The 14,077-nt window shown below is 47.5% G+C and carries 17 protein-coding genes; 13 read left to right on the forward strand and 4 right to left on the reverse strand.

Features of this window, described 5'->3' with window-relative positions:
• Positions 1-4: 4 nt before the first annotated feature.
• The 10 genes from B5066_RS05415 (at position 5) to qoxD (ending at position 9,062) form a co-directional block, all read left to right on the forward strand.
• Complete coding sequence (locus B5066_RS05415; protein WP_079474926.1) at positions 5-592, forward strand: molybdenum cofactor guanylyltransferase; 588 nt, start codon at positions 5-7, stop codon at positions 590-592.
• Between the two features lie 14 nt (positions 593-606).
• The gene (gene moaA, locus B5066_RS05420) at positions 607-1,617 is read left to right on the forward strand and encodes a GTP 3',8-cyclase MoaA (protein ID WP_079474927.1); all 1,011 of its coding nucleotides are present in this window, start codon (positions 607-609) and stop codon (positions 1,615-1,617) included.
• A 66-nt stretch (positions 1,618-1,683) separates the two neighbouring features.
• Positions 1,684-2,202 carry a MogA/MoaB family molybdenum cofactor biosynthesis protein gene (locus tag B5066_RS05425; protein ID WP_079474928.1) on the forward strand — a complete coding sequence of 173 codons (519 nt, stop codon included), beginning with the start codon at positions 1,684-1,686 and terminating at the stop codon, positions 2,200-2,202.
• Positions 2,203-2,231: 29 nt separating this feature from the next.
• Complete coding sequence (locus B5066_RS05430) at positions 2,232-2,948, forward strand: class I SAM-dependent methyltransferase (RefSeq protein WP_079474929.1); 717 nt, start codon at positions 2,232-2,234, stop codon at positions 2,946-2,948.
• A 114-nt stretch (positions 2,949-3,062) separates the two neighbouring features.
• Positions 3,063-3,749, forward strand: a complete 687-nt coding sequence (locus B5066_RS17030) for a sodium:solute symporter family transporter (protein WP_342351578.1) — start codon at positions 3,063-3,065, stop codon at positions 3,747-3,749.
• Positions 3,715-4,854, forward strand: a complete 1,140-nt coding sequence (locus B5066_RS17035) for a sodium:solute symporter family transporter (RefSeq protein ID WP_342351579.1) — start codon at positions 3,715-3,717, stop codon at positions 4,852-4,854. Before B5066_RS17030 ends, B5066_RS17035 begins: the two co-directional genes overlap by 35 nt.
• Before the next feature lie 303 nt (positions 4,855-5,157).
• Positions 5,158-6,096, forward strand: a complete 939-nt coding sequence (gene qoxA, locus B5066_RS05440) for a cytochrome aa3 quinol oxidase subunit II (protein WP_371862234.1) — start codon at positions 5,158-5,160, stop codon at positions 6,094-6,096.
• Between the two features lie 99 nt (positions 6,097-6,195).
• Positions 6,196-8,085: a cytochrome aa3 quinol oxidase subunit I gene (gene qoxB / locus B5066_RS05445; RefSeq protein WP_233133191.1), complete on the forward strand. Its 1,890-nt coding sequence runs from the start codon at positions 6,196-6,198 to the stop codon at positions 8,083-8,085.
• Positions 8,082-8,690, forward strand: a complete 609-nt coding sequence (qoxC, locus tag B5066_RS05450) for a cytochrome aa3 quinol oxidase subunit III (RefSeq protein ID WP_079474931.1) — start codon at positions 8,082-8,084, stop codon at positions 8,688-8,690. The genes qoxB and qoxC overlap by 4 nt, the downstream gene beginning before the upstream one ends.
• Complete coding sequence (gene qoxD, locus B5066_RS05455) at positions 8,691-9,062, forward strand: cytochrome aa3 quinol oxidase subunit IV (RefSeq protein ID WP_079474932.1); 372 nt, start codon at positions 8,691-8,693, stop codon at positions 9,060-9,062.
• A gap of 67 nt (positions 9,063-9,129) precedes the next feature.
• On the opposite strand, the gene B5066_RS05460 is transcribed toward qoxD, so the two are convergent.
• Complete coding sequence (locus B5066_RS05460) at positions 9,130-9,930, reverse strand: SDR family NAD(P)-dependent oxidoreductase (protein ID WP_079474933.1); 801 nt, start codon at positions 9,928-9,930, stop codon at positions 9,130-9,132.
• Positions 9,931-10,073: 143 nt separating this feature from the next.
• Here B5066_RS05460 and B5066_RS05465 point away from each other — a divergent pair, with 143 nt between their 5' ends.
• Positions 10,074-10,685 (forward strand): flavodoxin family protein, encoded by a 612-nt coding sequence (locus B5066_RS05465; protein ID WP_079474934.1) that lies wholly within the window; start codon positions 10,074-10,076, stop codon positions 10,683-10,685.
• A 57-nt stretch (positions 10,686-10,742) separates the two neighbouring features.
• On the opposite strand, the gene rpsN is transcribed toward B5066_RS05465, so the two are convergent.
• Complete coding sequence (gene rpsN / locus B5066_RS05470) at positions 10,743-11,012, reverse strand: 30S ribosomal protein S14 (RefSeq protein WP_022792513.1); 270 nt, start codon at positions 11,010-11,012, stop codon at positions 10,743-10,745.
• Positions 11,013-11,188: 176 nt separating this feature from the next.
• On the opposite strand from rpsN, the gene B5066_RS05475 reads away from it, so the two are divergent.
• Entirely contained in the window at positions 11,189-11,464 is a 276-nt protein-coding gene (locus tag B5066_RS05475; protein WP_079474935.1) for a GNAT family N-acetyltransferase, read from the forward strand.
• A 210-nt stretch (positions 11,465-11,674) separates the two neighbouring features.
• Here B5066_RS05475 and B5066_RS05480 read toward each other — a convergent pair whose 3' ends face one another.
• Positions 11,675-12,640: a ring-cleaving dioxygenase gene (locus tag B5066_RS05480; protein ID WP_079474936.1), complete on the reverse strand. Its 966-nt coding sequence runs from the start codon at positions 12,638-12,640 to the stop codon at positions 11,675-11,677.
• Positions 12,640-13,071 (reverse strand): MarR family winged helix-turn-helix transcriptional regulator, encoded by a 432-nt coding sequence (locus tag B5066_RS05485; protein WP_244897349.1) that lies wholly within the window; start codon positions 13,069-13,071, stop codon positions 12,640-12,642. Before B5066_RS05485 ends, B5066_RS05480 begins: the two co-directional genes overlap by 1 nt.
• A gap of 135 nt (positions 13,072-13,206) precedes the next feature.
• Here B5066_RS05485 and B5066_RS05490 point away from each other — a divergent pair, with 135 nt between their 5' ends.
• Complete coding sequence (locus B5066_RS05490) at positions 13,207-14,076, forward strand: SMP-30/gluconolactonase/LRE family protein (RefSeq protein ID WP_079474938.1); 870 nt, start codon at positions 13,207-13,209, stop codon at positions 14,074-14,076.
• Position 14,077 lies beyond the last annotated feature (1 nt).

The raw sequence follows: 14,077 nt of genomic DNA on the forward strand, positions 1-14,077 counted from the left end.
TGCCGTGGCAGATGGAATCATTCTTACTGGAGGCATGTCGGAGCGGTTTGGTTCTCCGAAGGCCTTTGCTGTCTGGAAAGAAAGCTACTTTTATGAACGAGCCGTCCAGGCTCTTCAATCCGAAGTGAAGACCATCTGGATTATTTCACATCCGTCGTTTGCGGGGAGAATAGAAGCGGGAGAGCAGGTGAAGGTGAGAGAAGATCTTCCTCCTCATCAGGAAAAAGGACCGCTCGCCGGACTTTTTACCGGGCTTTCTTATACAGAGGAAGAATGGGTCTTTATGCTTCCGGTGGATATGCCGCTTATTACCAAAGCGGAAATCCGTTTTCTGGCTTCTTATATTTCTCCGGAGACGGAGGCGGTTATCCCGGAGGCTGCGGGAAGAATCGCGCCCGCATGCGGATGGTTCCACGCGGATCTGCTTTCGAAGGCAGAAGCCCAGCTCGAATCCGGAGATTATCGCATGAAGAAGGTATTCAGCGGTAAGGAAAAAGTAATAGATGTTAATCAGATGTACTGGCGCCCTGAAGCATTTGAAAATATTAATACCGCCTGGCAGCTCGAAGAGTTAAATAGAAAGGTAAAATAGAGAGGGGGAATACCATGAGCAATGTAACTGACCAGTTAAACCGTCCCCTTCGTGACCTGCGTATTTCCGTTATAGATCAATGCAATTTCCGGTGCACCTACTGCATGCCGGCTGAAATTTTCGGCCCGGATTTTGAATTTATGGGCCAGGACGAGAGGCTCTCCTTTGATGAAATCGTACGGGTTTCTCGTCTGTTCGCCGGGCTTGGCGTCGAGAAGCTCCGATTAACCGGCGGAGAACCGCTGCTTCGCAAAAACATGCCGGAGCTGATCCGCCGCCTGACAGAAATTGAAGGCATTAAAGATATCGCCCTTACCACAAACGGCGTGATGCTGCCAGCCCAGGCTGAAAAATTAAAAGCAGCCGGGCTGCAGCGGGTGAACATCAGCCTCGATGCACTCGATGATGAAGTATTCGCAAGCATTAATGGCAGAAAAACCGGGTCGAAGCCAGTACTAAAAGGCATTGAAGCAGCAAAAAAAGCAGGTCTAACTGTAAAGGTGAATACCGTAGTTAAAAAAGGGATGAATGAAGAGCAGATTCTTCCCATGGCGATGTATTTTAAACAGCGCGGGGTCAATCTGCGCTTTATCGAGTTTATGGACGTGGGGAGCACTAACGGCTGGAACTTCAGCTCAGTGGTGACGAAAAAGGATATTATCGACACGATTCACCAGACGTTTCCGATTGAGCCCGTGGATCCGGGCTATTACGGTGAAGTGGCTGACCGTTACCGTTACAGGGACGGCAGCGGCGAAGTCGGCGTGATTTCGTCTGTCACGGAGTCATTCTGCTCTACGTGCACACGGGCCAGAATCTCTGCGGACGGCAAGCTGTTTACGTGCCTGTTTGCCACCGAAGGGTATGATTTACGAAATCAACTCCGTTCCGGGGACTCAGATGAAAAGATATTTAATAGTATTGCCGGTATATGGGGGAGACGGACCGACCGTTACTCGGAAGAGCGGACCGAAGAAACAGCGCGCAACCGTAAGCGGATTGAAATGTCCTATATTGGGGGATAATAGTACAAAAGAGGAAGCCTGAAAAAGGGCTTCTTTTTTTAAGAAAAAATAAAGGAGGGAATTTTTATGGCGACAGAAGAACATAAAGAGCAGGCAGAGAAAAAGATCCAATGCGCTGTCATTACCGTAAGTGATACGAGAACGGAAGAAACGGATAAAAGCGGCAGACGTATTCATGAGCTGCTCGAATCCCACGGCCACGAAGCGTGCTTTTATTCTATTGTCACGGATGAACAGGCGTCGATCACCAATCGTTTGAACGAAGCGCTCGCCCACCCGGAGGCAGAAGCAGTGCTGATTAACGGCGGTACTGGAATTGCCGACCGGGATATTACGATTGAAACTGTGACACCCAGATTTGATAAAGCAATCGTCGGGTTTGGCGAGCTGTTCCGCTATTTGAGTTATGTAGAAGACATTGGCTCTTCCGCAATTTTATCAAGAGCTGAGGCTGGTATTATTGACCATAAACCGGTGTTTACTATGCCAGGCTCCTCTGGTGCCGTAAAGCTTGCGATGGAGAAACTGATCATCCCTGAGCTCCCGCATGTGGTCTGGGAAGCTACAAAGCAGCGCGATCTGTAGGGGAAATTAATAATAAAAGAGGTGCTTGTATGAAAGAACCAAGTTTAGAGGAAATCAGGGCCTCGGAAAAAGATTATCACCGCCGGTACTACCAGCAGCATGATTTGTTTGAAAAAGGCACCTGGATGAAAAAACCCGCTTCTCGCATTATCGGCGCCCTGGAACGCATCCGAAAAGGAGAGGACGTGCGGCTGCTTGATCTCGGCTGCGGCATCGGCCGTAACAGCATACCGGCCGCCAAGCAGTTTCAGGAGCAAGGCTGTGAAGTGGTATGTGTCGATTTCTTAGATGAAGCCATCAGCCAATTAACGGAATATGCCAGTGAATACGGCGTGGAAAAAGAAATTAAACCGGTAAAAAAAGCAATAGAAGACTACACGCCAAAGGAAGCGTATTTTGATGGCGTCATCGCAGTATCAAGCATTGAGCATGTGCCTGATGAAAAAACCTTTTGGAGGCTGATTGATAAACTTCAGAAAGGCACAGCTGAGGGCGGTGTGCACGCGTTCTTAATAAACACTGGTATCCATGAAACAGATACCGAAACAAAGGAAGAACTTCCGGCAAAAATGGAAGTGAATTTTGATACAGGCGATATTATTCAACAGCTTTCCCGGCAGTACGCAGACTGGACGGTTCATAAGCTTGAGAGCGAAGCGCAGTCGTTTACGACCTACCGGGGGGAACGAAAGGTGCTTATTAATTCAAATATGCTGCTGCTTGAAGCAGTTAAAGAACGGGCCTGACGGCTCGTTCTTTTATATCTGCTGCATCGCAGGCTTAACGAATGGAAAAAGCGGGAAAGCAAAAATAAGCTTTTTGTATGTCGGTTTTACCATGAGGAAGGGGGGGCAATCCTGATGACAGAAAATATATTTATGCTTATTTCCTGTATCTTTTTTATGCTGCTGGTAGCTTTTATTTCTTATATGAAAACAAGGAATCGTATTAACAATTCCGACGGCTATTTTCTCGCAGGCAGGAGCCTGACCGGCGGGTTTATTGCGGGAGCGCTTCTTCTTACTAATTTGTCGGCCGAGCAGCTGATCGGTTTAAACGGCCAGGCGTATGGGGCGAATATGTCGAATATGGCCTGGGAAGTAACGGCAGCTTTCTCGGTAATTATTTTAGCGCTGCTGCTTCTTCCAAGGTATTTGAGCGGGGCGTTCAGCACTCTTCCTGAATTCCTGGGAGAGCGTTTTGACCAGGGTGTCCGCAGGTATGTAGTCGTATTATTCATGCTGGGCTACGTTTTCGTAACCATACCTTCTGTATTATATTCAGGGGCACTCGCTGTTCTGCAATTGTTTAATATTCCCGATTTATTCGGTATTACGTATGAGCAGTCTGTGTGGGCGATGGTCTGGACCGTGGGATTGATTGGCGCAGCTTACGCCATTTTTGGCGGCCTGCGTGCAGTAGCAGTGTCTGATACGTTAAATGGCATCGGCCTGCTCATTGTCGGGCTCATCGTTCCAATTCTTGGCTTTATCGAACTCGGGGGGAGGGAATTTGCTGCAAGGAATGGAAACGATGGCGGTAACTGAGCCCGAAAAGCTGAATGCTATAGGGTCAAGTGAGGATGCGGTGCCTATTGGTACAGTATTCTCTGGCATGATAATGATGAATTCATTCTACTGGGCAACGAATCAATACGTTATTCAGCGGACGCTCGGGGCGAAAAACCTGGCGGAAGGGCAGAAGGGGGTATTGTTTTCAGGATTTTACAAAATGCTTGTACCACTTTTTATGATGGTACCCGGGGTAATTGCCTATCATTTATACGGAGATGGGCTGAGAAGTATCGACCTTGCTTATCCGGAATTGATTAATAATCTGCTGCCGGGCTTTTTGAGCGGATTTTTTCTCGCGGTCTTAATGGGAGCGGTGTTATCAAGCTTTAATTCGCTTTTAAACAGTGCTTCTACCATGTTTGCACTGGATGTTTATAAAGCTAACGCCCGAAAAAAAATTTCCGACCAGCATCTGATTACGGTCAGTAAATGGTTTGGAAGTGTTCTCGCGCTTGTTTCTTTTTTTATTGCTCCTTTGCTGATGTTTGCTCCAGAAGGCCTGTGGACCATTATCCGGGAATTCACTGGTTTTTTTAACATTCCAATTATAACGATCGTTTTATTCGGAGTATTTACCAGGCGGGTGCCTCCGCTTGCCGCCAAAATTGTCATTATTTTTCACGTGGTTTCCTATTACATTGCGCTATGGGGACTGCCTCAGTTTACAGGCGTAGAAATACCGATTAATTTTATTTATGTGTCGTTTGTTCTCTTTCTGATAGAAGCAGGCATTATGATGTTATTAGGTTGGTACAGGCCAATGAAAGGGGCAGCAAGACGGAACGCCCCAAAGGTATCGATGGTGCCATGGAAGCATGCTTTAAGTGTCTCATGCGTCCTTATTGGAGGGGTGGCTTTCTTGTTCCTGCTGTTCTCACGTGCGGGACTCGCATACGCCGATGGAATAGTTTCACCGTGGTTTTGGCCGCTCACAGCACTGATTGCAGGAGTGACCGCTGTGCTTGCAGCGTTTTCCTATCGACATTGGAACGAAAAGTATACAAATTACCTGCTTCAGTATAAATCAGGAAAAAATGAAAGTTCCCGGGTTCATATGGAACCGAAGAATAAGGCGTAAAAAAGCTCTGGGAACTTGAGTGATTTGTCCCAAAACCCTCTTTCACAGGTTGAAAATTGGCAGGCGTTAGGATACGATGATAAAGGTTCTAAGCAACAGGCGCATAGAAGTGAACGTTTTATGACATATTTGTGTTTAAAAATCGTCAATTTTGAAATTTTGCCAGAGAAAAAATGACGAGAGGCATAAAAATTTGCTACGATAATGGTGCGCTCTGCATATGAACGGAATGAACCGTGGCTGATGGAGAGAGGGGTTATTCATCACAGAAGTCGGTAATAAAAAGGAAGGAGCGTGAAGCGCTTGAAAAACTTAGTTTCCTGGTTCAAAAGGCTATTTATGGTACCGGGGTTGTTTGCTTTGCTGCTTGTCGCCAGCGGCTGCAGCGGTATTACAGTTTTGGATCCTAAAGGGCCGGTGGCCAGAACCCAGCAGGAACTCATTATTTTTTCTATTACACTGATGTCCGTCATTGTCATTGTTGTTTTTGTGCTATTTTTCTACATGATTATCCGGTTTAGGGAACGCCCGAACTGGACAGACAAAGACTATGACCCTCACCAGCACGGAAACACTACGCTCGAGATAATTTGGACAGTTATTCCGTTTATCATTGTAGCAGCTCTTTCAGTTCCTACGGTAACTTCCCTTTATGCATTGGAAAAACCGCCGGAAGAGACGAATGACCAGGAGCCGCTGGTAATACATGCCGATACCTCCAACTGGAAATGGTATTTCAGTTATCCGGAGCAAAACATTGAAACGGTTAACTACTTACACATACCGGAAAATCGCCCGGTCGAATTTAAGCTGGCGTCTGCCGATTCGATGACAGCCCTCTGGATACCGGCGCTTGGCGGCCAGAAATATAACATGGCCGGAATGCAGAATACACTGTATCTTCAGGCGGACGAAGAAGGCGAATTTGCAGGACGCAATGCGAACTACAACGGTTCTGGCTTTGCTGAGCATACATTTACGGTTACTTCTGAGAGCGAAGAAGAGTTCAATCAGTGGGTAAGCGATGTTCAAAACAATGCCCCGGAAATGACTAAGGACCGCTTTGATGAGTACCTTGAGCCAGGCCTTGCCCAGGAAGCAGAATACTCCAGCACACATTTAGAGTATGTAGACTTTGGCATGAACTCAGGCAGAAGCTACATCACTGATCTTTACAGTGGCAATCTTGGTGAACAGCTTCACCTTGAAGGCGGCGAAGGCGGCCCTTGGGAAGAGGAATAAATTACGATATTTATAATTAAAGAAAGCAGGTGACATCCTTTGTGGGATTTTATATGGAATGACTTTCTTGTCACCGGAGAACCTATTATTTACGGGGCAATGGCCTCCATCGTCCTCGCTACAGTAGGTATTGTGTTTGTCCTGACGTATTTCAAGCTATGGAAATGGCTGTGGGATGAATATCTGACAACGGTAGACCACAAGAAAATTGGTATCATGTATATTATCGCAGCGCTTGCTATGCTGTTCCGCGGCGGGGTCGATGCCCTAATGATGAGAACGCAGCTTGCACTTCCCAATATGAATTTCCTGAATTCCGTGCACTATAATGAAATTTTCACTACGCATGGAACAGTCATGATCCTGTTTATGGCGATGCCGTTTATTATCGGGCTGATGAACGTTGCGGTTCCGCTTCAAATAGGCGCCCGGGACGTAGCTTTTCCGTTTTTGAACGCCTTCAGCTTTTGGACATTTTTCTTTGGGGCAATGCTGTTTAACATTTCCTTTGTTATCGGTGGTTCTCCGAGCGCCGGATGGACAAGCTATGTGCCGATGGCCGGGCCGGAATTGAGTCCGGAAATTAACCAGAATTACTATTTACTGGGACTTCAGCTGTCAGGGATTGGTACACTGGCCACGGGCATCAACTTCCTGGTGACCATTCTTCGCATGCGTGCACCAGGCATGACGCTGATGAAGATGCCTATCTTCACATGGTCTGCATTGATTACATCCATTATCATCATCTTTGCTTTTCCAATTTTGACGATTGCACTGGCTCTGATGACGTTGGACCGCATTTTTGGCACCCACTTCTTTACATTAGCCGGTGAAGGTATGCCGATGATGTGGGCTAACCTTTTCTGGCTGTGGGGACACCCAGAAGTATATATCGTTATCCTTCCGGCGTTCGGGGTCTTTTCTGAAGTTATCTCGACATTCGCCAGAAAGCAGCTGTTTGGTTACAAAGCGATGGTTTACGCCATGTGTGTTATCGCAGGGCTGAGCTTTATCGTCTGGGTCCACCACTTCTTTACGATGGGCGCCGGAGCAGGAGTTAACTCTCTATTCTCCATCACAACGATGCTTATTGCCGTTCCGACCGGGATCAAGATATTTAACTGGCTTGGGACAATGTATAAGGGACGTATCAGGTTTAACGTGCCGATGCTGTGGGCGCTTGCCTTTATACCGAACTTTACCATTGGCGGCGTCACCGGGGTTATGCTCGGTATGGCTTCCGCTGACTACCAGTATCACAACACGTATTTCCTGATTGCCCACTTCCACTACGTGCTGATTGCCGGCACATTGTTCGGAATGTTTGCAGGGCTTACGTACTGGTACCCGAAAATGTTTGGCCATAAGATGAATGAAAAATTAGGTAAAATCAGCTTCTGGTTTACGGTTATCGGGTTCAATATTACGTTCCTTCCGCAGTTTTTCCTTGGCCTTATGGGAATGCCGCGCCGGACATATACGATTGAACCGGAATGGATGCCGCTTAACCTGCTGTCTACTGCCGGAGCTTTTGTTCTGGCAGCAGGATTTGTCATCTTTACGTTCAATATTTATTACAGCGCCCGTTATGAGCCGCGGGAAAAAACAGGGGACGCCTGGGACGGCCGTTCGCTCGAGTGGGCTACAACAACCCCGGTTCCGCACTACAATTTCGCGACTGTGCCTTACGTCAACAGTCATGAAGCGTATTGGGACATGAAAGAAACAGGAGCTACAACGTACGATGAATCCAAGCTCGAGCCGATCCACATGCCTAGCTACAAAGGGCTGCCGATCATTATGTCAGCTATTATGTTCATCGCAAGTTTTGGTCTGGTATGGCACTGGTTCTGGCTTGCAATTCCAGGGCTCCTCGGGGTGATTATCTGCATGGTTATTCGCTCCTTCGACTTTGATGAAGGGTACCACGTCCCTATTGAGGAAATTAAACGTACTGAGGAGCAGGCAAGGGGGCGTAAAGAATGAGTGAACACGCAGAATTGAAAACAGGACCATTAGAGTACCGTAGAGAAGACGGCCCCTTAACTATTCTCGGTTTCTGGATCTTCCTGGCAGCCGAGGTGGTGCTTTTCTCTACATTGTTTGCCACCTACGCTGTTCTATTCGGCCGCTACGGCGAAGCCACTCCGGCTCACGAACTGTTTGAAATGCCAATGGCGCTTACAATGACCTTTCTGCTGTTAGTCAGTAGTTTTACGTGCGGCATTGCCGTGCACATGATGAGAAAAGAATCGTTGAAAGGCCTGGTAATATGGTTGATCATTACTTTGGCACTGGGCCTTGGCTTTTTGGGTTTTGAAATTTACGAGTTTGTGCATTACGTGCATGAAGGCGCCACAATTCAGTCGAGTGCCTTCTGGTCGGCCTTCTTTACCCTTACTGGTACACACGGCCTCCACGTAACGCTCGGTGTCTTCTGGTGTACGGCGATTATTATTCAATTAATACGCTTCGGTTTGACGCCCGTCATAGCCAGAAAAACGTTTGTTATCGGTCTGTACTGGCACTTTTTGGACGTTGTATGGATTTTCATCTTTACAGCTGTCTATCTGATAGGGATGGTGGTTTAAATGAGTGAACACACAGAACACAGTGAGTCAGGCATCCCCGTCAAACACGTAATTGGCTTTATTGCTTCAATTGTTTTGACCCTGGTTGCTGCTTATACGACCGTAATGTCCGGACTTCCAGTTCCATGGATTATTGCAATCATTATGATACTTGCAGTAATCCAGGCTGTGCTTCAGCTTGTCATGTTCATGCACATTGCTGAGAAAAACCCTATACCGCAGTATGGAAACATCCTGTTTGGGTTTTTCATCGCGGCGGTAGTGATTGCAGGTTCCATCTGGGTCATGTCCTTTGGCATGAGCGACATGGATATGGACAGCGGCGGTGGATCCGGCGGCGGTTCAGAGGAAATGGATCATTCAGAGCATTAAATAGCAAAAGCCTGTCCCAATTTATGAGGACAGGCTTTTTTGTATTCAAAGAATGACATGAAAGCATTTAGTGGACGACACTTCCGCCAGAAATTTTTACAGCTTCTCCAACAATATTGGAGGCAGCATCTGTTAATAGATAAGCAATGGTATTGGCCACTTCCTCCGGCCGGGTCATCCGCCCGGACGGAAGGCTTTCGGCGGATACCTGCATTTGTTCCTCGAGACTTCTGCCGTTTTCTTCTGCCTTCATCTGCATGAGCTGCTCTACCATTTCTGTCTGCACATAGCCAGGACAGACGGCATTCACCCGGATGCCGTGTTCAATGGCTTCGAGTGCAAGAGACTGGGTAAAACCGGTGAGCGCAAACTTGGAAGCGGAATAAGCGCTATTTCCCGGGGTACCACGCAGGCCAGAAAGGGAAGAAACATTTACGATCGCACCCTTTTTCTGCGCCTGCATGCGCTTATACACAAGCTGAGTTAAAAGCACGGTAGACGTATAGTTTACCTCCATCATTTCCTGGAGGTCCGCCTCTTCGAGCTCTTCCACAAATTTTCGTTTCAGCACGCCTGCCGAATTCACGAGAAGGCTCAACGGTCCATGCGCCCCTTCCGCTGCTGTTACAAGCTCACTGCGCGCTGAAGCATCTGTGATGTCTGCCGGGCATATAAATACACGAGCCTGCGGTTTCGCTTCGAGTATCAATTGTTTAGTTTCTTCAAGCTTGTCTTTGTTCCGGCCGGTAACTGTTACATCAGCACCCATGCAGGCAAGCTTAACAGCTGTTTCTCTTCCGATCCCCCGGGTGCTTCCGGTCACGAGGGCATGTTCATTTTGCAGTGCGTTTTCAGCAAATGGCATCATTATGTATTCCTCCATATTTAAAGTAATTGATTTCTATTTACCCGGGAGAAAAAGAATACAAACGAATTGGAGCATAAGGGAAGATTATATCGGAAAAATTCGGGGTACATAGAGAAGCAGCTACTATAAAAAGAGGTGAAACTATGAAAGCAGTATTTTTAAACGGATCGTTAAAGGATTCTTCTCATACGTCGAATACAGATGCATTGGCAGATGAAATTATGCAAATCTGGGAAGAGGAAGGAGTACAGGTGGAGAAAATCCGTCTGGCAGATTACAATATCCCGTACGGAGTCGCAGACGACCTCGGGGAAGGAGATGACTGGCCGGCCATCCAGGCGAAGATTGAAGAAGCAGAGATGGTGCTGCTCGGCACACCGGTATGGCTGGGTGAAAAAAGCAGCATGATTACCAAGGCAATAGAACGGTTGAACGGCTCAGCCAGCCATACAAACGAAAAAGGACAGGGCGTTTATTATGATAAAGTAGCCGGCGTAGTAGCCACAGGCAACGAAGACGGAGCAAAACACGCCATTCAGTCGATCGTATTTGGCCTTTCTCATTTAGGCTTTACGCTTCCGCCGCGTCCCAACTGCTACTGGGTCGGTGAAGCCGGACCGGGACCTTCGTTTATTGAGGCAGAAGGCATTAAAAGCGAGTTTGTCCAAAAGCACATTCCCAAATTGGCGTACAACATGCTTCATGTGGGCACTATTTTAAAAGAAAATCCGATTCCGACAAAAGGCAATACGTAACAAATAAAAGCATACAAAAAAAGCAGCCGAGTGGCTGCTTTTTTTAGTAAGAACGGCTTACCAGCTTGCTTTTTTCACGCCTGGCACCTGGCCTTTATGGGCCAAGTCACGGAAAGCGATACGGGACATGCCGAATTTACGCATATAGCCGTGTGGACGACCGGAAATCGAACATCTATTGTGAAGGCGTGTTGGAGAAGCGTCACGAGGAAGCTTCTGCAGTGCCTCATAATCGCCTTTTTCTTTTAACTCACGGCGGAGTTCAGCGTATTTTGCTACCGTTTCTTCGCGCTTACGCTCTTTTGCGAGTTTAGATTGTTTAGCCAAAGTTCTCACTCCTTTTCATAATATTCGTGGCATTCATATTTTTAAGCACATACTTCATCATAACAGCTGCTTCGGTATGTGTAAAGGTTTGTTCTGGTTGTTTCTGATGTTTATGATTTGCCGGAAACGGTAATGAATTATCTAGTAACAACGTTTAAACGAAGGGAGTTTCTTTCATGGAAATAAAACATTACGATAACAGATTTACCGCTGAACGGGATGGCAAGGTTATTGGCGACATCTCATTTTTTGAAGAAGGCGAACAAAGCATTGTCATCGATAGTACCAAAGTAATTGAGGAAGAGCAAGGAAAAGGCGTTGGCAAAGAATTAGTCCGCAATGTGGTGGAAAAAGCAAAAGCGGAAAACAAAACGATCGTTCCCCGCTGTCCTTATGCGGAAGAAAAAATCAAAGAAAATGACGATTTCAAGCAGATGCTTGAAACGCAGTAACAGTAGTACTGCCTCCTTAAATAAAAAGGGAGGCAGTCTTTTTTATGGTGCTCTGTTTATTCCTGTATAGTGCAGTATACTATGCCGCCCCGGCTTCTGCTTCCTCTGAGGTAAGCTGATGGCCTTCATGCGCCCGGTACAGTTCTGCGGAAGCCCCTGCTTCTTCAAAAAGATGATATAGAATTTCTGGCTTCTCCGTCCCATCGTTACTTAATCAATTGGTTTTAAGCGTGCTTCAATTTCCGGACGCTGAGATTCGAGAAAAGGGGGCAGGGCAAGGGACTCCCCTAAGTGTTCAAACGGTTCATCTCCTTCAAATCCTGGACCATCAGTGGCCAGTTCGAAAAGAATCCCATTTGGTTCGCGGAAGTACAGCGATTGAAAATAGTAGCGTTCCACAAAGCCGGAATTTGGAAGCCGTGCGTTTTTAATGCGTTCAATCCACAGCTGCAGCTCTTCAGCATCTTCCACCCGGAAAGCTACATGGTGCACGGCTCCCCGCCCCTGGCGTTCAGCCGGCAAATCACTGCGCGTCTCTATATGAATTTCGGCGCCGGTTCCGCCTTTTCCTGTTTCAAATACACGAATATCCGGGAGAGTGGCATCGTCTGGATGAGGGTAGGAATCAATTTCGGAAAAACCCATTATATTCTGCAGTACAGCAGCTGTCGGTTCAGCTGATTTAACAGTTAAACGGACTGGCCCGAGCCCAGTGGCGCCATTTGCTGGCGATGCTTTTGAATTTTCCCACGGGACGCCGGGACTCACGCCTTTATTGTGTTCATCAGACACAAATTGCATCCGGTGGCCCTCGGGATCTTCAAATGGAAGGACGAGCCGCCCCGCTTGTTGCTGGATATCGGTATGCTGTACAGCGTGCTCTTCAAACCGTTGTTTCCAGTATTCGAGTGCGCTGTCGCCGTGCACCCGAAGAGAAACGTTTGTAATGCTGTTGGTGCCGCGCTTGTTGGAAGCGGCCATGGGGATTTCGAAAAACGTGACTTCGGTGCCGGGATTGCCCCGTTCGTCCCCGTAAAATAAATGGTAGACAGAAGTATCATCCTGATTAACTGTCTTTTTGACAAGACGCATCCCAAGTACATTAGTATAAAAATCAACATTGCGCGGTGCATTTGCTGTTAATGAAGAAACGTGATGAATTCCTTTCAATTGCATTATGTTTCCTCCTGTTCGGTTGTTTTCTGCAGTTTGCGGAGCAGCCGGAGCAGCTCTCTCTTTTCTGCAGCTGTCAGACTGTCAAACTGTGCGGCCTGAAAATGTTCCTGGCCGGGAGCGACTTCTTCAAGAGTTCTGCTCCCTTTTGGGGTAAGAGAAATATGCTTTTCTTTCCATGTCTGCCTGCGCGTGACAAGATTTTCGTCTTCGAGCTTTTTCAAGAGGTAGGTGACGCTGCCTTTTGTGACAAACAATTTACCCGCCAGCTCCTTTTGGGTAATTGGCTGGTGAGCGTGCACCTGGGCAAGAATGTCGAACTGCGGCGGGCTGAGTCCCGCCTGTTTTAAATGAGCGGCCGAGCGGCTGAGATTCTGTTCATATACACGGGAAAGCCGGAACCACAGCAGCAGGCCTAATCTGATTTTATTCATACGCATTGACTCCTTTATGACTGTCGTCAGTTTAACGTTAAACTGATGAAAAGTAAAGAAAATTGCTTTACCCGGCATTAAACATGAAGAGGAGGGGGAAGAGGAACATTAGAATAACGAAGAGGAGGCAACAGGATGAGAGAGGCATCACTTGTGATAGATCAGAAAGCAGAGCTTGGGGAAGGCCCAAGCTGGGACGCCCAGCGCGGTGTTTTATACTGGGTGGACATTGATGGATTTAAATTAATGGAATATCACCCTTCATCTGGACGGCACTATGAGCGCAAGCTCGATCAGCACGTATGTGCTGCGGTTCCGAGAGAAAAGGGGGGGATGATGCTTGCACTGAGGGATGGCTTCTATTCCTATGATCTTGTATCCGGTGAGAAAGAGGCAATTATAGATCCGGAGCCGGATAAGCCTGGAAACCGGTTTAATGACGGGAAATGTGATCCGTCCGGTCGCTTTTGGGCTGGAACGATGGCGGTCGGGCGCGGCACAGGAGAAGCTGCTTTATACCGCCTGAATAAAGATATGAGTCTCGATACGGTTTTTGACAGCGTCACCATTTCAAACGGCCTGGCATGGACGGAAGATGGAAGTATGATGTATTACATCGACACACCAACGAAGAAAGTCATGGCGTACGATTTAGATGCCGGCTCCGGAGAGATTACCGGCAAGCGAACAGCCATTACGTTCCAGGAAGGGTCCCCCGATGGTATGTGCATGGATCAGGAAGGCATGCTCTGGATCGCGTTGCACCGGCTTGGAAAGGTGGAGCGCTGGAACCCGCAGACGAGTGAACGCCTGGAAACAGTGACCGTTCCAGCCCAAAGGACTACCTCCTGCGTGTTTGGCGGGGAAGATTTGAAAGATCTGTACATTACGACAGCAAGAGGAGAATTATCCGAGGAAGATCTTCGCAAAGAACCACATGCAGGCGGACTTTTTCACATCCGTACTGACGTGCCGGGCACGCCAACTTATACGTTCGGCGGATAAC

The sequence above is a fragment of the Marinococcus halophilus genome (assembly GCF_900166605.1).
Lineage (GTDB): Bacteria > Bacillota > Bacilli > Bacillales > Marinococcaceae > Marinococcus > Marinococcus halophilus.